This window comes from Paenibacillus sp. Soil766, assembly GCF_001428105.1.
GTDB lineage: Bacteria > Bacillota > Bacilli > Paenibacillales > NBRC-103111 > Paenibacillus_E.
Genome location: NZ_LMSJ01000020.1, coordinates 75,422 through 95,119, shown reverse-complemented (window position 1 = coordinate 95,119; position 19,698 = coordinate 75,422). Strand labels below are relative to the sequence as shown.

The window sequence follows — 19,698 nt, the reverse complement described above, 5'->3', positions numbered from 1 at the left end:
TGAAGGATAATAGCTGTCTTACTTCAATTTACGCCAATCATTTATTGGTAATCTTTCGCTTTCTTCACCAATTCATCATACGCCGCTTCTGGCGTAATTTTGCCGAACATGATTTTCTCACCAATATCCTTAAAATCCTTCGCTGTGTAGTTACTCCAACCTTTAGCACCAGGGTTGAATGGCTGCGCATCCGGAGCTACATTCTTGATCAGCTCGATTTGTTGTTTATCTGCAGGAGTCAGCTTCGGAGTCAAATAGTCGAGCACCTTTTTGGAAACGGGCACACCACGCGTTGTCGTTAAAATATCCGCGGCTTCGGTATCGTTTACAAACCAATCAATAAACGCCTTGGACGCTTCAACGCTCTTGGAATCTGCACTAATCGACCAGAACATGGACGGTTTCAAAAAGCCACTGGCCTGCGCACCCTTAGGTTGCGTAACAAATTTATATGTTCCCGGCTTCACGCCTTCATAACCAGGCAACAGAGCCGCAAAACTCCGTTTGATCAAAACTGTATCATTATTCATCAAATCCATCTTTGCATCTGATTCTTTATCTGTCGTTGCAATATCCGCCGGAGGAACAACGCCTTCTTTGCGAAGGTCAGCATATTTCTTCGTATAGGTGATATACGTATCTTTGTCCAAATTGAATTTACCATCGACAGTAACCGGGTAGCCTTTGCCTTGGCTAGTCTGGTAGGAAGCATAAACGGTGTAATCATTCGTCGCATCCATTAACGCATATTTATCTTTCTCCAGTTTCGCTTTCGCATCCCTACCAAATTGGAAGTATTGATCCCATGTCCAACCATTGGCCGGAGGTGTAATGCCAAGTTTGTCCACGGCATTCTTGTTAAATAACATGCCCGTAGCGTTATTTCCTAGTGGAATCGCATACAGTTTGTCTTTATATTTACCGGAGTCGACTAACGATTTATCGATATCCGCCGTATTGATGCCTTTGGACAGGTCTACTAGCTGGTTTCTGCCGCTATATTCGGCTAGCCATGCTGGATCCATCTGGATGATGTCAGGCGCATTCTTCGCTGCTGCTTGTGTAGCCAGCTTATCTGCGTATCCATCAAATCCAGAAAACTCCGGTTCGAAGGTGACGTTCGGATGTTTCTTCGTATACGCATCCAGCGCCTTCAAAGTAGCGTCGTGTCTAGCTTGTGAGCCCCACCATACAATGCGCAGCTTCACCGGCTTGTTATCGACCGCTGCGGTTGTTGCTGCTGCACCTGTACTTGGTTTGGCTGTTTCGGTTGTTTGAGTCGTCGTATTGCTACCGCAAGCGGTCAAGCTTACAGCTGTTAGCGCTGTAACTGTCAGTAAACCCCATCTTTTTATCTGTTTATTCATCATTCTGTTAACCCCTTCCCGTATTCAGGTCCATGTGTCAAAGCTTTCCGATAAAAGGAACGAAGGTACTGTCGCAACTCCATTCATCAGCAACGCTTATAACCTCATTATATAAACCGAAGGACACATTCAAAATAAGGGTAATGAACACATCTCTACCACAATCGAGCACAACTTATTTCTTGCCTAGCTCGCTGGGGTTCATACCATAATGTTTTTTGAAAATGGAACTGAAGTAAGCCACGTTTTTGTATCCTACCTTTTCCGATATTTCGTAAATCATATGCTTGCCTTCTGCCAGCAGTACTTTGGCTTTCTCCAACCGTACACGGATCAAATAGTTCGTAAAGGTCTCCCCTGTCGCTTTCTTAAACATCCGGTTCAAATAATTGCGGGTTAGATACAGCTGCTTGGATAAATCCTCTAATGCGATGTCCTCTGCATAATGCTCATGCGCATAATGAATCATGAAATCAATGGCTTCCTTATGCTTGGAATGTTCGCTCCCTCCACGTTGTGAGGAGATGCCGGAGATTTTAATCTCAAGCCAATCGCGAAGTTCGTCGATCGTCTGGATCTTCGTTATTTCCTGGCTTGCCGGCAAACCGGGGAACAGGTCGTCTAACACTACGCCAGTGCTGTATAACGAATATGCGAGAATCGTCCACAGCTCCGAGCTTAAGTATTGTAGATACATAGGTGTAACCGAAGGCATCTGACGGAGCTGCGCCAAATAGGCGTCAACAATTGCCAGCGTCTCCTCCTCTTTCGCGTATACGATAGCCTCTGCCAGTTCTTGATAGAACTTGATCGGTCGTATTGTGAAACTGGACGCCGCCGCATCCTTAGACAAGCGAGTACCCTGATCTCCATTCAGCGTTTGCTGCAGCAGATCTAGGAAAGCCTCTTCTGTTGAGTTGGAGAGCTTACGCCAGTCTGCCTGTACACTTCCAATTCCGATACGAATACTCAGCTTCAAATAGGTCTCTGTGCATTCCGTGATGTACGCCCCAATACGTCTAATTCGAGCTAGGGCCTCTGCGTCCGATTGTTCTAAAGGGATATGAAAGACAATAGCAGCATGATGGCTATGCAGCTCGATGAATTCAGATTGCGGCCAATCCTGCTCCAGCACTTCACAGATGATATTAGCCAAAGCGAAACGAAACAAGCTCCAATCCGTTAAAGTCAGGTTCGAGACTCGGATAGTCCCCATCAATTCGATGCCCATAATTAGATGCTTCTGTCTTAGCCACGCTTTATCGTCGATAGGCTCCATACTTTGCTCCGCCATAGTCCGCCCGAGTGTGCCCGTGACGACAGACTTCAGCCATTCCTTCTGCACGAAGGGCTCGTACATCATCAACCTCCGCTGCGTCTCCTCTTGTTCCAGCTTCGCCAGTTCCTTAGCTTCCAGTTCGCTGATTACTCGCTCCAGCACACTACCCAACTCATCCATCGTAACCGGCTTCGACAAGTAATCGTTTACCTGCAATCGCAATGCCTGGCGGGCATACTGAAAATCGGAATATCCACTAAGAATGATGATTTCACCCTGAAATCCCACTTGTTTCAGCTGTTCGATCATCTCAAGTCCATTCATCACCGGCATATAAATATCGGTAATGATAATATCTGGGCTCGTTTCCGTTACCTTCAGGAGCCCCTCTTTCCCATCCATCGCTTCTCCTGCCCATTCCGCCTCCAACCGCTCCCAGGGGATCGATTTCTTCATCCCTTCTAGCACTTGAAAATCGTCATCAATGATAAGTATTCTCCACATGAAATGCTTCCTCCACTTCTGTTTTATTGCGCAGAACAGGCAGCAGCAGGATCACTTCCGTTCCTCCCTCATCTCTGTCTCGCATAGTAACTCCATATGGCTCACCGAAATAGGCAGCTATTCTATCCATGACATTCCTAACCCCATAGCCCCCTGTTTTACGCGGCTTCGGCACATCCCAACCTGGCTGCAGTCCAACACCATTATCGGTAATGATAATTTCCAGTTCGTTCTCCTTATGCTTAAGGGCGATATGAACCTCCCCAGCCCTTCTGCCATGAAAACCATGAATAAACGCATTCTCTACAAACGGCTGTATCGTTAAACGCGAAATATACAGATCTTTCAGTTCCTCTTCCGTTTCAATGCTGTATGTGAGACGTTCTCCCCAGCGAATCTTCTGAATTTGCAGGTAGCACTCTACATGTGTCAGCTCATCCCGAATTGGAATGACCGTCTCTCCATTGGAAAGGCCAATACGAAACATTTTGCCCATTAACGATACGATCGTACTGATTTTCTCTTGTCCAGAATCAATAGCAATCCAGTTCAACTGATCCAACGTGTTGTATAAAAAATGGGGATTTATCATCGCCTGCAGCGCAAGTATCTCCGCTTCTCGCTTACGTTTATGCTGGGATTGAAGCGACTGCAGTAACTCTTCAATTCGCTCCATTTGCCGGCGATAACCATTGAATAAGCTCCCGAACTCGTTCTCGTAATCGGTAGGCAAATCCAGATCCATCCCAGACCCTGTCGCTGGCACACGTCCCATTCGCGCAAGCAGTAATCGAATCGGCTTCGTGAATTGCCTAGACAGGAACAGCGTGAAGAAGGCAGTGATGCAAATGGCCGTCAGACCGACGGAGACTAGAATATAAGCCAGGCGGATACTACCATGTACAATGTCTCTCCATGGCGTGATTTCAATTAACATCCAATCTGATTGCACTTTGCTCCATACGAGTAGAGCTCCATCGCCTCGTTCGTCGGGAAGATGTATATAATTCGATGCGATGTCCTTGCTGCTGATTAGCCCAAGTTCATCTTCGCTCAAAGTCGGCTTTCCAATCGTAGCGATCGTCCTGCCACTGGCATCCAACAGCAACCGATTCTTCTCTCTACCCTCGGACTCCCCGCGAACCATACTTTCGATTGCGGAAGCCTTCACGTTGAGCATCAGCAGCCCATAGTATTTGTCCGAATTGTTATATAGTTTGCGGGCGAAGCTGATAAATTGTTGTGGCCCCTTGTTCGTTGGGAGCGTCCGTTCCCCGATCCAGGCGAAATCTGATTTCTGAATCTCTGGATACCAGGGCTCATCCCGAACATGCTTCATATCAAAAATTTGCACAGGAGCTTGGGGATCCGTCTGAGATGGATTGTCTAAATATAAATAAATAGACTGCACCATCGTCGTACTATAGGTGATCCTAGCCAACATCTGCAGCATATCTTCCCTTCGAATATGTTTCTGTAGCAAATCCTTTTCAAAGGGATCGTAACCAATCGTATTCATATTTCGGGAAGCCGCCAGCGACATTTGCTCGATCGATTTAAGCTGGATGTCAATCTGTTTGTTCAATTCATTGAGCATATCCCGCTGATAGTACGATGACGTATTCGCCAGTTCCCTGGAGGTCATACTGTAGCTGATCCACGTAAAGACGAGCAACAAGAGCGATAAGAAAGAAGCGAAGCTCCTGAAGAACAAGCGGTCAATCCGCACGCGTTTGAATAAGTTCATCCAGACTCTCCTCTCAAGCGGCGATCCTAAAAGCCAAAAAAGCTGCACAATATCGCAGCTTTTCAAGCAACTCTCCAAATTCTACCCCTTCACTGCACCTGACGCAATGCCGTCTACAAAATGGCGCTGAGCCATAAAGAAGATAATTAATGAAGGAACGATGGATAGGAGTGACATCGCCAGCAATTGCCCCCAAGGCAAGGCTGATTGACTATCTACAAACAATTTGAGCGCTAGCCCTACCGTATATTTATCCACCGAGTTGATATACAACAAGTGACCGAAGAAATCGTCCCAGTTCCATAGGAAACAGTAGATTGCTACTGTGACTAATGCAGGCTTGGTAAGTGGCAGGATGATACGCCAGTAAATACCGAACCAACTGCAACCATCGATTTTGGCCGATTCATCCAGATCCTTCGGAAGTCCGCGAATGAACTGGATAAGCAGGAAAATAAAGAATGGTCCACCAATACCGCCCGCTAAAGCATGCGGGACGTAGAACGGCAGATACGTATTAATCCAGCCGAATGTATTAAACATAATATACTGCGGAACTAACGTCACCTGACTAGGCAGCATTAACGTAACCATCAGGATAGAGAACCAGACATTTTTGAGCGGGAAGTCAAGCCGGGCAAAGCCGAATGCGACGAGACTGCAAGAAAGCACCGATGTAACTAGCACACCTGCGGTAAGTTCGAAGGAGTTAATATAGAAGTGCGTGAACGTAAATTTCGGAAGCGCAACCCAGCCGTCGGTGAAATTGCTCCACAGCCATACCTTCGGAAACAAATTAGGCGAGCTCATCTCATCATTCGATTTGAATGCGGCGCCAACCCACCACAAGATGGGATATACCATAACGATACTGAATAGGGCCAAGAAGATATGGGAGCCGAGAGTCCGGCGTTGTGTTAGTGTCATTTCTTACGGCCTCCTTCTGTCTCATAGAATACCCAGTAACGGGATGATGCGAAGATTAGGGCAGTCGCGATGCCGATAATAACAAGCAGTATCCAGGCTAGTGCTGAAGCGTAGCCCATATCGTAGCGGGCGAAAGCTCTTTCGTACAAATACAGTGCATACATATACGTAGAGTTGATTGGACCACCCTTTGTAATAATGAATGCCTGCGTGAACATTTGGAAAGAACCAATCGTCTGCAGCACCAGATTAAACAGCAGAACCGGGGAAAGCATAGGCAGCGTGATGTTGAAAAATTGTCTGAACTTTGACGCACCATCGACAGAAGAAGCCTCATAAAGCTCCGAGGGAATTTGTTTTAACCCTGCAAGGAAAATGACCATCGAAGAGCCGAACTGCCACGCCACCAGAATAATTAACGTGCCAAGCGCTGTACCAGGACTGCTGATCCAACTGATCCCTTCTACTCCGAAAATGCCTAAAAACTTATTGATAAAACCGTCGATCCCGAAAATGTTTTTCCATAGAACCGCAACGGCAATACTGCTTCCGATTAGTGATGGCAAATAAATAAATGTACGGTAAATGGAAATACCCTTGATGTTCTTGTTGAGCAGCATCGCAACCAACAGGGCAGTCACCAGTTTGAGTGGCACAGAGATAACAACGAACAACAGCGTGACCGTGAGGGACTGCCTGAACGTTTCATCGTCGGCGAAGATGCGTTCATAGTTTCTCAAGCCGATCCAATCGGGAGCGTCCAGCAGAGTAAACTTAGTAAAGGAATAATAAACCGATCGAATCATCGGCCATAAGGTTAAGAGCAAGAAGCCAAGCAGCCATGGGGAGATGAACAAATACCCTGCTACAGGCGATTCCCAGCGGCCCTTCCAATGAAAGGCGGAGAACCGCTTTTGTGCCTGCTTACTGGAATTTGGCGTAGGTTGTGTACGCATATTGGGGCTCACCCTTTTCTAATAGTAATTTCATCTATCATTAGTATAAAAGAGCCCTCCCCCCAAGAAAATGAGAGGATTGAACACAACTTCATCCCTATCGAACACAACCCAGACGAAAAAACCTCCTAGCCTATTAGACTGAGGAGGTTTTTTCTATAGCCATACTTGGATCGTCAATGAATGATTATTTCCCTAACATCGGCTCACCAACAATGCTTCTATCCCCTTGCACATAGATCCGAAGGGCCTTCGTATCTTTGACACCTAGCTCCAACTCTGTGATTTTACCTGACTTTACTTTCATTTCCTTCACAGTCACATTATTTTCATCCACGATCTTTACCTGCAAATCATCGCTAGTCAGGGTATCTGACGCCCATATTTTAGCTTTAAATTTATCGTATTGGAAATCTGTAGTGACCTCCAAATTGACCGAACGACTGCCTCCCGTCACATACCCATAGTTCAGTGTAGTTCCGTCAGCTATTGTTAACTCCTCTGGTGTTCTGCTTGCTAAGCGATACGTGATATTCCCATTGTAGACAAATTCCGGTGATGCTTTGATGTAGCTGATCGAATTCTGAGTCACATTACCGCCAACTTCACCCAAATAGGCCGTTTCGGTTTGAGCGTCCCAAGTCACTTGTATCCCTGCAGCTTCGGCTACTGCCCGCATCGGTAGATAAGTTGAACCTCTGTACGTGATCGGTACAAGCTTCGTGCCATCATCCTTGTCTATAGGTTCAAAGGGCTTACCGTTCAACATAATCTTAATACCTGTGTTCATAAAAACCTTAATTTCCGTTAATGAACCTGCCCCTAAACTCTGCTGCGTCAAAAAGAGAGTGAACATAACGGCTAGTGTGGAGATGACGATTCCTTTGTTTCGCAAACGTTTATTCATCTATGGTTCCTCCTTCGCTAGTTTACGGTATGACAATTAATGTTGCCGACATTGCCGGCAGCTTTACTGAGAGACCTTGCTCTGTTCCTTGAACAGTTCCTGCTGGGGCAAGACGCTTCTGTGCATCAAACCGGTAGACAGATGCTGCTGCATTCAGCGATAGATCCGACTGTAGCTTGGCTTCACGCGGGGCTGTATCCTTATTGAACAGCAGCACGTACTGCTTGCCTTGTGGCGATACAATCGTATAAGCGCCTATCGTATTCAAGTTAGAGCTCACTGCACTGACAACTTCACCTTCAATGCGGCTGCCTTGACCGTCATAATCCAAGTACAACTTGAACGCGTCCTCTAGTGGCGTATTGCCCAGAAGCGCACCCCAGCGCATCGCATAGTCGACGCCTTCGCGGGCGAATAAGGCAAGCACCTCTGCTTGCGCAAGTCCGCTGCCAATACCTGTTCCGTCTCCGAAGTTATATTCGGAGATAGAAAGCTTCATCCCCGGCGAGTTATTCGCAATGAGTTCATGCATCCGTGGTATCAGGTTCACGGGTTCTTGAATCCATGAAGACGGATCGGTGAAATTCGGATCATACAATGACTTCAAGGAGTCAAAGCGACGCTTTCTCATCAGCTTGGATTCATCGCTTGAGAACGCAACGTTATTTTCAGCCGGGTAATAATGAATATCAAGCGTGTCAACCAATCGTTGACCAGTTTGCAAACGATAGTCCTCCACTTTGCCCAAAAACCACTCCAAATAAGGCTTGTTGTTATGATCCTCCATATCCTTGCCAGGCGAACAACCATCTTTCGCCGAGTAGAAATACTCACACCAGCCCCATGGAACCGGACCGAAGATATTGGCCTCAGGATCTGCTTGTTTGATCGCCTGAGCATAGCCTTGCGTATAATTCCAAACCTCATCATAAGTGGTCATTTGCGGGTGAACATCCCAATGGGAATGCGGCCACAGCATAGGCTCATTATCGAGCGCATAGTTATGCACATAAGTACCGAAGCGTTGCTGGAGATGTTGGACCCATCGCTTCACGAAATCATAGCTGACCTGCTTGGAAGCATCCCTAGGATCGTTACCGGTCAAATAACTGCCATCCTTATTTCTCCCATTTCCGGCATCTTTGCGGCACCAAGCTTCGTGCCAATCACACTCGTTCCCTTGCTGCTGACCATACTTATTTATTGAAAAGCTCCAGCTCGTATCTCGGCTCTTCGGTGTCCAACCAATCGTCGGCACCTGGAGTAAGACCTCTGTTCCGGTGTTGATGGAATCCTGAATGAAGCGGTCGGACAAGGAACCGTTCGGCAGCTTCGACGGTTCCGCGTTATCATTGGCGATGTTCAGGAAGTACCAGTCACCACCACGGTTGGTCGTATCAATCTCCCAGTTATAGCGGGTCATTGCATTCCCACCCCAGCGTTTAACTGGCACATTCATCGTGGAATGGCCTTCCCAAGGGGCATCCTCGAAATTAACACCAAAGATACCAGGGTTTAAAGCGCGACGCCCTTTCGTTGAGTCTATCGTGACTCCGACGGATGGAAGCTCTGGATCAGGCAAGCTAACGATCGATGTCGTCTTCAGCATGCTGATGTCATCGAAGTAAACCATGCCTTGATCATGCTCGCCCCATGCCGATACGACAACGCCATCGAACGTTAGCTCACGGATACCCAGATCAGCAAATTTCAACTTCACTTCTGTCCATTGATTCGCCGGAACGCCTTCTGGCAGTACGCTGTCAAGATCCAGCTCCCCGACGAAATTTCGATTGTCCATCAAGTTCACATGCAGCTTCTGTCCACCGACGGAGCCGCCGTGAACCTTCAACGTTAAACCATAGTAATGATCGAGATCCATCTTCATGTTGCGATGCAACCAAATACCGTCATACCCTTGGGCTAAAAAGGAAATGGACTTCGTTCCTGAAGCCGTCGGCTGCACGTTGTCGAAATTGTTCGTTCCCCAACTCCACGTATTGTAGCCCTCCGCCAATCCGTCCTGATATATCGCCTCAGGTGTGACTGGAACGACCTGTACGTACATGGAAGCTGATGCTGTGCCATAAACAGCCGTTATCTTCGCCAAGCCGCTTCCTGCAGCCTTCAAAACACCTTTGTCTACGGTGATGACACCAGGATCACTCGTAGTCCATGTCGCTTGGTCACTCACAACAGCACTTGTGTCATTAGAATAACGTGCCTCGTAGGTAAGCTTCGCACTGTCGCCAGGAGCTAGCACCATTCCGTATTGAGATAGAACGCCTTCCACCAATGCGGGAGGCGCGACATACTTCTCTAGCAAGCGAATATCATCGAGATATACGGTACCTTGCTCACCTTCACTTAAGCCGCTAAATAGCAAACCATCGAATAACTGATCCTTGATTTGAAGTTCTGGCAGCTGAATCTGGACCTTCGTCCACCCACTAGCCGGAATCTTGCCTCCTTCGATCAGACTTCCGATATTTACCCTTGCTCCAGCTTGACCACCAGCGTTAAACACCAGTTCCAACTGCTGTGCACCCGAGTCTCCTCCATTAATCCAGAATTCGAGACGGTCGTAATCCTTCACCTGAACCGCTCCATCCCCCTTATACAGGTACAAGCCTCCTTGACCGCTTGGGTTGAAGGAGATCGCTTGAGTTCCCGTGTGAACAACAGAAGCATCGTTCAGGCTATGCGGTGCCCAGCTGTAATCCTGAAACATGTCATTCAGCCCTTCTTCATAAATGGTCATTGCCGCTTGGCCATCTTGAACAGGAGGTGGCGCGATCTCTGAGATCCGTACTGTTGCCTCTGCGCGAGCTGTGCCATATACCGCAGATAGCACCGCAGAGCCGGCTTTTAGCGCGCTAACCGTGCCGTTAGCCACCGATGCCACGGTAGGGTCCGATGAGCTCCAGACTGCCCCTTGTGTCAAAGGAGCCGAAGTACCGTTGGAATACGCTGCGTTAACCGCGAGATTCCCTGTTTGCCCCGTTAGCAAATTCAGACGGGACGGCGTTACTGAAATACCGGTGAGAACAGCTGTATCCTCCGGCTCCGAGACACGACCTGTTAAGGCAATATCATCGATGTATACCTCCGGCTGCTGTCCCTCTGTCGTACCACGAATGAGAAGGCCATCCCATATGCCATTCGGAATGTTCAGCTTACCTAGATCGAGGGTTGCCTTCTGCCATGTCCCTGCCCCAAAAAGTGTTTCGTTCAAAGGAATGGAAGCCACTTGTTCCCCGCCAGCATTGAAGACAAGCTCTAGCTTCTGGCCGCCTGCACTCCCGCCGTTCAACCACAATTCCAACACGGGGAAATCAGACACTTGAATAATACGGTCATTATACAAATACAGCCCGTCGTCATGATTTGGTTTCATACGAATAGCCTGACTGCCCGTGTGGACCGTCTTTTTCTCCTTTAAGCTATGGCCCGCCCAGCTGTAATCAGCGAAGGAACTCCCCAGCTTATCGTCATATACCGTTAATGTCGCCGGCGTCCCTGCGGCATTTGCCGTTGACAGCCTCCCTATGTCCGCCCCTGAACTTGATCCGGTCCAAACAAGCGCTATAGCCAAAGCCAGCCTCACAGCAGCAGCCTTTTTAAATCTACCTTGTTTCACCTTACTACCTCCTCGTCTTGGATAACATTGCGCTAATCCCATTCATTATCAGCAATAACGCAAGGCATAGGATAGGGACTTACTTCCTGTATTTCACCTGACCAGGTCATGAACATTTATGACTTCGTCAGGTGAAATACAGGGAAAAGCGTCGCTGTGTGCGACGCTCTTCTCAACCTTTGGATGCATATAAACCACAGTGAACCGTCACGAATTTCATAATGACTTGTCATGAATACCATAATGACTTGTCATAGCTTTCACACAATCAATCGCCCTGGCAATCGATTCCCTATGTCTGCTACGCAATTAACTTCGCTATGATATACTGTCCACATACTTATACTTAGTATCGAAGGAGACCGGATCGTTGAACGTGCTATACAAGGAACTAACCGCCCACCATGACATTTCAATTTACGACACCGACACCTTTTCAGATGAAAAAGGGATCTTCCGCATTTTGGAGTTTTCCAATCAGGCCATGCAAGGTGCGATGGATTTGGAGCGCCCTGATCGTATACTTTTCGAATATCCAAGAGCTATGATTCATCTCATGCAGGTTAATTCCCCCAGCTTTGAGCGTGTATTCCTCATCGGTCACGGGATCGGCACGATCGCTTCCCACCTGAAAGAGAAACGTTTCACCGTTGCCGAGTTGGATGAACATGTCGTGGCGCTGAGCAGGCGCTACTTCGGCTACAATCAGGACAATGTGCACATCGGTGATGGCAGACAGCTCCTGACCAATGAGCCTCCAGACACCTACGATTATATTCTTGTCGATGCTTTTACCGAGAAGGGCACACCGCTGCCGTTAACGTCATTAACCTTTTTCCAAATCGTTCAAGAAAAACTCGACGCCGAAGGCGCTATTCTTCTGAACCTAACGGGGAAAGGTGCGCACGACCCGCTTCTCACAGCCATTCACACAACGCTTAGCGAAGTATTTAACTACGTTAAAGCTTACGCCCTCCCCTCCGAGGGACGCCGCGATCTGCAGAATATGATCCTAATGGGTCAAAATAAACCGATCACCTGCCAGATGCGCCATATGGCTGGCTTCGTCGAAATAGAGCCAGGCTATGGGCATATCCTGATGGATGAAGCTTAATTTCCTTTTTTTATTGGCCTGGGGGAGTTGTTTGCCCCCTATCGTTTATAATAAAATGTAAGAAGCCAGGGATAAACGGCTGTGCCGTCTTCACAAGACGGTATCCGTTTAACAAAAAAGTTCAATAGAAAAGGTGTCATTCATGAGCATATTAAACGTAGAACGACTTAGTCACGGATTTGGGGATCGCGCGATCTTCAACGATGTATCTTTCCGCCTGTTGAAAGGCGAGCACATCGGACTTATTGGCGCAAATGGTGAAGGGAAATCTACCTTCATGAACATCATTACCGGTAAGCTGCAGCCGGACGATGGGAAAGTCGAATGGTCCAAGCGCATGCGCGTTGGTTACCTCGATCAACATGCGGTACTTAGCAAAGGCATGACGATGCGCGACGTGTTGAAAGGCGCTTTCCAGTATCTATTCGATATGGAACAAGAAATGAACGATATGTATGGCCGCATGGGCGACGTTTCGCCTGAAGAGCTGGAGCGTTTGCTCGAGGATGTAGGAACGATTCAAGATACACTAACGAATCAAGATTTCTACATGATCGATGCCAAAATCGAAGAAACGGCCCGAGGTCTGGGTCTGACAGATATCGGCTTAGATAAAGACGTGAACGATTTGAGCGGCGGGCAGCGTACGAAGGTGTTGCTGGCGAAGCTTCTTTTGGAAAAGCCAGACATCCTGCTCCTCGATGAGCCTACGAACTATTTGGATGAGCAGCATATCGAATGGTTGAAGCGTTATTTGAACGATTATGAGAATGCCTTCATCCTCATCTCCCATGACATTCCGTTCCTGAACAGCGTAATCAACTTGATCTACCATATGGAGAATCAAGCACTGAACCGCTATGTTGGGGACTACGATCATTTCCTAGAAGTTCACGAAATGAGAAAGTCCCAGCTGGAGTCCGCATACAAGCGCCAACAGCAGGAAATTTCTGAGTTGAAAGATTTCGTTCAACGTAACAAAGCGAGTGTGGCCACACGTAATATGGCAATGTCCAGACAGAAGAAGCTCGACAAGATGGAAGTCATTGAGATTGCCAAAGAGAAACCGAAGCCGCAGTTCAACTTCAAAGAAGGACGTACGGCAGGCAAGCTGATCTTTGAAGCGACAGATCTGGTTATCGGTTACGATTCACCATTATCCCGTCCCCTTAACCTACGCATGGAGCGCGGTCAGAAAATTGCCCTCGTCGGTGCCAATGGTATCGGTAAGACGACGTTGCTGCGCAGTATTTTAGGCGAAATTCCTGCATTGTCAGGTTCCGTGCATAAAGGCGAGAACCAGCAAGTCGGCTACTTCCAACAGGAAATTAAGGAATCCAACAACAATACGTGTATTGATGAAGTGTGGAACGAATTCCCTTCACTCAATCAATTCGAGGTTCGCGCGGCGCTAGCCCGTTGTGGCCTAACGACCAAGCATATCGAAAGTAAGATTGTTGTGCTCAGCGGTGGTGAGAAAGCGAAGGTCCGCTTATGTAAGCTGATCAACCGTGAAACCAACCTGCTCGTACTCGATGAGCCGACGAATCATTTGGACGTCGATGCGAAGGAAGAACTGAAGCGTGCACTGAAAGCGTACAAAGGCAGCATCATTCTGATCTCCCATGAACCCGACTTCTACCGCGATGTTGTGACAGAGACTTGGAACTGTGAGTCGTGGACGACGAAAGTATTCTAAACCACACGTATCTTAAAGAGCTTATCCCATTGGTGTGGGGTAAGCTCTTTATTTGCTCAAGTAGCCGGGGGGGCACATTAAGTGGCAGACTCTGGGAAAATAGATTGACCCTATCTAACGCAGCGTGTTACAATTAGTAAATCTTAGGTCCGTAGCTCAATGGCAGAGCAACCGGCTCTTAACCGGTAGGTTGTGGGTTCGACCCCCACCGGGCCTATAATGAATCCCCCTTGATCTGTATCGGATCGCAGGGGGATTTTCTTTTACAGGGCTGTGAACTGGACAAACTGCATTCTCAATGATACATTATGTATCAAGGGCGAGATTCGTCCTCATCACCTCTGACCTGCCCGATGCTCGTGAAAGCATCCGAAAGAAGCCACGGAAAGCGAGGAACCGTATGCTTGTTTTTCGATTCATGTTTAAGAGCAAACTGCTGGTATTACTGCTCATTCTCTGCTTTTTCGACGCGCTATTCACCGATATCGGCTTGCAGCTAGCCCTCATTCAAGAGGCTAATCCGTTCATCCGCCATCTCTACGAATGGCACATCATCGCGTATTATCTCGTAAAGCTTATACTCCCTCTCGCATTAATGCTCATCTATCCCTATATTCGTCAGAAACTTTGGGTCCAGCCCTGCTTAACCCTCACCGTTATCGTTTATGCAGCCGTCAATGTGTATCATTTCGTCTGGCTCTCCTATGGGCTAACGTACCTCGCAGGTCCTGCATAGTGTACGCAGCGCTCTTAGATATATCCAAGTGTTTATGGGGACATATCACCGCCTTATCATGGTGAACAATAAAGGCTGATGTACGTCGACCGTCTTACTCGGTATCAACGTTAACATCAGGCCTCTTGGTCCGCTTCGTTTTCAACATCTGCTACACACTCAGTTAACTTCACTTAACACAATGGTGTGACTGCCCTGTCCAAGAATTCCGTCGATCTCATGCTGAATTTGCTTCAGAATACGTACGACTTCCTGTGGATGGAGGCCATTCTCTAACTCTTTCTCCATATCGAGCACCTCCGACACAAGCGAATCCGCATAGAAGTTCACTGCGATCCCTTTCAGGGTGTGGATCCTCCTTTTAACGGCAACGAGCTCACCGCGATCTATAAATGGGATCAGCTGATCATAGAAGTTATGATACTCCTGCTTAAATTTCCCCATCATATATTGGAAAATATGCAGCTTCTGATCAATATTCCCCAGTAATTGCTCGACGCTAACACCTGGATATTGGTTGAACAAGCTCAATTGATTCCATTTGCCTAACATATCTGTTAGCTGCCGTATCGTAATCGGTTTAATGAGTAAATCATTCATACCCAGCTTCAGCAGCTGCATGCGATCCTGCATAAGCATATTCGCTGTGAGTGCTACGATCGGCACGAGATTCAAATGCTTGCGCTGTCTCAGCTTCTGTGTGGCCTCATAGCCATCCATCTCTGGCATATGGATATCCATGAGAATCAGCTTCCATGGCTGACTGTCAGCTACATCTAAAGCTTCAAGGCCATTCTGTGCGATCACTGCATGATAGCCCAGTTGCTTCAATTGCTCAGAGATGACGAGCTGATTGATCTCATTGTCCTCTACCACGAGAATGTTCCCCTTGGACTCCGTTACCTGCTCCACTTCTGTGTGAGTCATCAGATTAGCTTCCGCTGCAACCGTTCGAATGCCCCTCTCAGCTAATCCTTCGATAGCCAACTTCAGATTCGCTCTGCTTACTGGCTTCACGAGCACAACATCAGCTAACAAAGCCTCCGGCAGCACTGACATCTGCTCCCTGCCATCCAGTGTGGTATAGGCGATTATCTTCGTACGCGAACGGTCAATAGGTGCGATCACTCGTTCTAACCCATCTTGATACTCGAGATCTTCCATTTGCATATCGAGCAGCACATAATCGACAGGCGATTCGTCCCACGCATCTTTTTCTAACGCAGCCACTAATTCCGACGCTGTCGCTACATAATCTGTCTCCATGTTCATCGCTTCGAGTAATTCAGCGATATGCCTCGCAACAAGAGGATGGTCTTCGGCAATCCGAATTCGTTGATTTTGACAAGAACTAAGCTCCGTCTGCACGATAGTAGGCTGCATGTCCTCTTCGGCACGCGCTTTCCCTAGCATTAAGTTGAAATAGAATCGGCTGCCTTGACCAATGGTTGAATCAACTTGCAAGACACCTCCCATGGACTGCACCAAATGCTGACAAATCACAAGCCCTAATCCTGTCCCCCCATATCGCCGACTCATCGACGTATCTGCTTGTGAGAACGGAACGAAGAGCTTCGAGAACTGCTCCTTAGAGATTCCAATGCCCGTATCCTCTATGGCGAACGAGAGCAAGTATCCCTCATCTAATCTTTCCTCTAGTGCAACTTTCAATCTCAAATAGCCCTTCTTCGTAAACTTAATGGCATTATTCGTTAAATTAATGAGCACTTGTTCTAAGCGAAACGGATCACCACTGACGAGATCAGGCAGGTCCTCTGACGTTTCGAGTAAAATCTCGATGCGTTTCTTACCTAACGATACACTCGTAAGATCAGCTACCTTTTGGATGGATGCCTCCAGAGAGAAATTTACCGTTTCTAGTGTCATCTTACCCGCTTCAAGCTTCGAGAAGTCAAGAATATCATTAATCGTAGCAAGCAATACGTTAGAGGAGGAATCAATTTTGCTTAAATAATCTTGCTGAATGGTAGATAGCTCAGTCCTTTGTAAAAGCAGAGACAAACCGATGATTCCGTTCAATGGCGTACGTATTTCATGACTCATCCTAGCTAAGAACTCACTTTTGGCCCGATTGGACTGGTCCGCTTCTTCCCGCTTCTTCAGATCCGTGATATCGTGTACCGTCCCCGTTACACCATCAATTTCTTTCTCTCCCTCCGTGAATAGAGGCGACAATGTCACATTATAAGCATGCTCGGACCCATCCGGATGCAGGAGGTGAATACCGAACTGTTGCGTTTTCCGCTCCAGAATGGTTTGTTCGAACCCTGTTTCCCATGTCTCCGGCTCGTCCATTTGGACTAATTCTGTTAGCAGCTTACCTTTCACTTGGTCGGCATCCAGCTGATACGTCAGATACATCTTACTATTGGACGAAGCAATTGTACCATCCAATTGAAAGCGAAAAATAAAATCTTCTGAGTTTTCTACCAAGGTCCGATACTGTTCATCCCTAGCTCTTGCTTTAATTAAAGCAGCGCGTTGCTCCGTAACATCACAAGCAGAAGCGATTAATTCAATCACATGACCATATTTATAGATGGGTTGTAGACTTACTAGGATTGTAAAGCCGTTATAATCATACTCGTAATTAACACGTTCCCCCTGCCAAGCCTTCTCATAATATTGCTGGATACGAGCCTGAAAGGATTCGTTAAATACATTCACTTCATTTATCTTCTTGCCAATAAACTGACTTGGTTTCAGGCCTAGCATCTGCAGCAATTGTCCTTCAATAACGATATACACGAATTCATCGCGATGTTTATGGAGCTTAAACGTAAATCCTGGCTGAAAGCGCAGCATATCTAGCAGTTCTTCCTCAACCTGTCGAATCTGCCCCTTATATTCCCGATTTCGAACCAAATAGCGCAAGAAGCAAGCGATTACAAAGACGCATATCAACTGATAGCTGATATATTTCCAAAAGATGGCGAGTGACAACTCACCGAACACCTTCCAAGCCATGACATAATAAAAAACAAAGAAGAACGTAGATCCATATAACCATTTCTTCCAATAGGCGTTTATTTTGGCAAATAGGATACCTGTTCCTGTAATTGCTGCAAGGCCAATCAGAAGCTGCGGTAAAGAAATCGTACCTTCCATGATGAACTTCCCTAGCCATAAACTACTAAAGGTAATGAATAAAGAAATCATGCCTCCCATATTAGCAGCCAGCAGCAAACCGACACCAGGGAAATTCAGACTGACTTGTGGTTCCATTTGAATAGTAAAATTCATCAGAACGACCACAAGCACCCCATGTGCCAGACCTATGTAGACTTTATTTAGCCAGGCTGGCCTCTGATCAAGCTTCATGAGGAGAAGGAAGTGTTCTACAAATCCGACAAAGACGGTTATTAACGCAAAATTGATAATCAAATAACGCAACAGAGTAATCACCAACCCATTTCTGACTCTTGTGAGGATACCCATTTAACTTATCCTTCATCATTCTATCATTTCATCTAGGCTAGTTGATACAACATTTCTTCTATATGTCTAACTTCGACTGGTTTGCTAAAATAATAGCCTTGCACGAAGCGGCAGCCATACTCGCGCAGCACCTGCAGCTCCTCATCGGTTTCAACGCCTTCTGCAACCACAGAGAGGTTCAATTGCTTCGCCATTGAGAGCATGGTGCTTACGATGATCGCGTTCACTTGGCCATGTTGTAACCCTTTAATAAAGGATTTATCTATTTTCATTTTGTCCACTGGAAGATCGCGCAGGTAGCCAAGCGAGCTATAGCCTGTACCGAAATCATCCATGGCAATACGGAGTCCTAGCTCTTTGAGTTTCCCTAGCGTATCCGCGGCTAGTCTGGCATCTACACTTAAGCTCTCTGTAATTTCAAGCTCTAGGAACTTGGGATCTAAACCTGTCTCTTCCAAGATCGCCGCAATGGTTCCACTTAACCGACAATCATTGAACTGCTTACGCGATAAATTGACAGCTACAAACATGGGAGGAAGACCCGCGAGCTGCCATTTCCGGTTCTGTCTGCAAGCTTCTCGCAGTACCCATTCCCCAATCTCGTTGATAAGCTCGCTTTCTTCTGCAATCGAAATGAATTCCGAAGGCGGCACGTAACCGACGTCAGCATTGTCCCAACGAAGAAGACACTCCAAGCCGACGACACAATTCGTATTGATATCAACAACAGGTTGATAGACAAGGTTAAATTCTTGCTTCGAGATGGCATGGCGAAGATATAGTTCAATATCCATCCGTCTCTGCAGCAAGGCGCCATTAATTAAAGGAGCGCAAGGCTGAGAGCTGTCTACGTATCCGTCAGCTTGCATGCTTGCGGGATATACGCCTTTTACCCCATTTTGAACAGCAAGCTTGCAACGTTCGAGGAAATAGGTGACTACCCCCTCCCCCTCCAAACCCGAAACTAGCATCTCTTTATGGAAATAATCGACTGCCCCAAAACGCATCGCTTGGATCGTTTGAGCCGAGCCTTCTGATGTAAGTGTACTCAGTATAATCACAGGAATAGGACTATGGTCCATGATGAGTTGAAGTGCTGAAAGTCCCAGCAGATCAGGCAAGTCCATATCAATGAGAATCAAATCTGGCCTGTCACGATATACGCTTGCCAATGCAGCACTGCCATCTGCTACAACTCCTGACAGTACAAGCTGTTCATCCTGCTTCAATATAGTCGCAATGACCCCCTGCGTTCGTTCCAACCTACTCACTACTAGTACTCCATACCTGCCTGCCAAACTCATTCCCCCGCCACCTCTTCAAGCCATTCTTACTTATATCACTAGTATACTTTCCACTTATT

The 19,698-nt window shown here is 47.0% G+C and carries 12 protein-coding genes and 1 tRNA gene; 4 read left to right on the top strand and 9 right to left on the bottom strand.

Features of this window, described 5'->3' with window-relative positions:
- Positions 1 to 41 precede the first annotated feature (41 nt).
- The 7 genes from ASG89_RS16205 to ASG89_RS16175 form a co-directional block, all read right to left on the bottom strand.
- A complete protein-coding gene (locus ASG89_RS16205; RefSeq protein ID WP_057311736.1) occupies positions 42 to 1,370 on the bottom strand; it encodes an ABC transporter substrate-binding protein in 1,329 nt (442 codons plus the stop codon).
- 172 nt (positions 1,371 to 1,542) lie between these two features.
- Positions 1,543 to 3,150: a response regulator transcription factor gene (locus ASG89_RS16200; protein ID WP_057311735.1), complete on the bottom strand. Its 1,608-nt coding sequence runs from the start codon at positions 3,148 to 3,150 to the stop codon at positions 1,543 to 1,545.
- The gene (locus ASG89_RS16195; protein WP_057311734.1) at positions 3,128 to 4,897 is read right to left on the bottom strand and encodes a sensor histidine kinase; all 1,770 of its coding nucleotides are present in this window, start codon (positions 4,895 to 4,897) and stop codon (positions 3,128 to 3,130) included. Before ASG89_RS16195 ends, ASG89_RS16200 begins: the two co-directional genes overlap by 23 nt.
- An 81-nt stretch (positions 4,898 to 4,978) precedes the next feature.
- Entirely contained in the window at positions 4,979 to 5,824 is an 846-nt protein-coding gene (locus ASG89_RS16190; protein WP_057311733.1) for a carbohydrate ABC transporter permease, read from the bottom strand.
- Positions 5,821 to 6,780, bottom strand: coding sequence for a carbohydrate ABC transporter permease (locus ASG89_RS16185; RefSeq protein WP_057311732.1), 960 nt, complete (start codon positions 6,778 to 6,780; stop codon positions 5,821 to 5,823). Before ASG89_RS16185 ends, ASG89_RS16190 begins: the two co-directional genes overlap by 4 nt.
- Positions 6,781 to 6,967: 187 nt before the next feature.
- Positions 6,968 to 7,687, bottom strand: a complete 720-nt coding sequence (locus tag ASG89_RS16180) for a stalk domain-containing protein (RefSeq protein WP_057311731.1) — start codon at positions 7,685 to 7,687, stop codon at positions 6,968 to 6,970.
- A gap of 22 nt (positions 7,688 to 7,709) precedes the next feature.
- A complete protein-coding gene (locus ASG89_RS16175; protein WP_057311730.1) occupies positions 7,710 to 11,327 on the bottom strand; it encodes a glycoside hydrolase family 44 protein in 3,618 nt (1,205 codons plus the stop codon).
- Between the two features lie 370 nt (positions 11,328 to 11,697).
- Here ASG89_RS16175 and ASG89_RS16170 point away from each other — a divergent pair, with 370 nt between their 5' ends.
- The 4 genes from ASG89_RS16170 to ASG89_RS16155 all read left to right on the top strand — a co-directional run bounded on the left by ASG89_RS16170 (position 11,698) and on the right by ASG89_RS16155 (position 14,876).
- Positions 11,698 to 12,441 (top strand): spermidine synthase, encoded by a 744-nt coding sequence (locus ASG89_RS16170; protein WP_057311729.1) that lies wholly within the window; start codon positions 11,698 to 11,700, stop codon positions 12,439 to 12,441.
- A 142-nt stretch (positions 12,442 to 12,583) separates the two neighbouring features.
- A complete protein-coding gene (locus tag ASG89_RS16165) occupies positions 12,584 to 14,140 on the top strand; it encodes an ABC-F family ATP-binding cassette domain-containing protein (protein WP_057311728.1) in 1,557 nt (518 codons plus the stop codon).
- Between the two features lie 145 nt (positions 14,141 to 14,285).
- Positions 14,286 to 14,357: transfer RNA gene (locus ASG89_RS16160), tRNA-Lys, on the top strand.
- A 201-nt stretch (positions 14,358 to 14,558) separates the two neighbouring features.
- A complete protein-coding gene (locus ASG89_RS16155) occupies positions 14,559 to 14,876 on the top strand; it encodes a DUF5658 family protein (protein WP_063867944.1) in 318 nt (105 codons plus the stop codon).
- Positions 14,877 to 15,035: 159 nt separating this feature from the next.
- Here the strand turns inward: ASG89_RS16155 and ASG89_RS16150 are convergent, their stop codons facing one another.
- The gene (locus ASG89_RS16150; protein WP_057311726.1) at positions 15,036 to 18,335 is read right to left on the bottom strand and encodes a response regulator; all 3,300 of its coding nucleotides are present in this window, start codon (positions 18,333 to 18,335) and stop codon (positions 15,036 to 15,038) included.
- Between the two features lie 32 nt (positions 18,336 to 18,367).
- Positions 18,368 to 19,606: an EAL domain-containing protein gene (locus ASG89_RS16145; RefSeq protein WP_162259706.1), complete on the bottom strand. Its 1,239-nt coding sequence runs from the start codon at positions 19,604 to 19,606 to the stop codon at positions 18,368 to 18,370.
- Between the last annotated feature and the right edge of the window lie 92 nt (positions 19,607 to 19,698).

What these genes read in the sequence shown, in the direction of transcription:
- ASG89_RS16185 (WP_057311732.1), bottom strand. Translation starts at nt 6,780, where the DNA reads ATGCGTACACAACCTACGCCAAATTCCAGTAAGCAGGCACAAAAGCGG.
- ASG89_RS16150 (WP_057311726.1), bottom strand. Translation starts at nt 18,335, where the DNA reads ATGGGTATCCTCACAAGAGTCAGAAATGGGTTGGTGATTACTCTGTTG.
- ASG89_RS16165 (WP_057311728.1), top strand. Translation starts at nt 12,584, where the DNA reads ATGAGCATATTAAACGTAGAACGACTTAGTCACGGATTTGGGGATCGC.
- ASG89_RS16190 (WP_057311733.1), bottom strand. Translation starts at nt 5,824, where the DNA reads ATGACACTAACACAACGCCGGACTCTCGGCTCCCATATCTTCTTGGCC.
- ASG89_RS16180 (WP_057311731.1), bottom strand. Translation starts at nt 7,687, where the DNA reads ATGAATAAACGTTTGCGAAACAAAGGAATCGTCATCTCCACACTAGCC.
- ASG89_RS16205 (WP_057311736.1), bottom strand. Translation starts at nt 1,370, where the DNA reads ATGATGAATAAACAGATAAAAAGATGGGGTTTACTGACAGTTACAGCG.
- ASG89_RS16155 (WP_063867944.1), top strand. Translation starts at nt 14,559, where the DNA reads ATGTTTAAGAGCAAACTGCTGGTATTACTGCTCATTCTCTGCTTTTTC.
- ASG89_RS16200 (WP_057311735.1), bottom strand. Translation starts at nt 3,150, where the DNA reads ATGTGGAGAATACTTATCATTGATGACGATTTTCAAGTGCTAGAAGGG.
- ASG89_RS16195 (WP_057311734.1), bottom strand. Translation starts at nt 4,897, where the DNA reads ATGAACTTATTCAAACGCGTGCGGATTGACCGCTTGTTCTTCAGGAGC.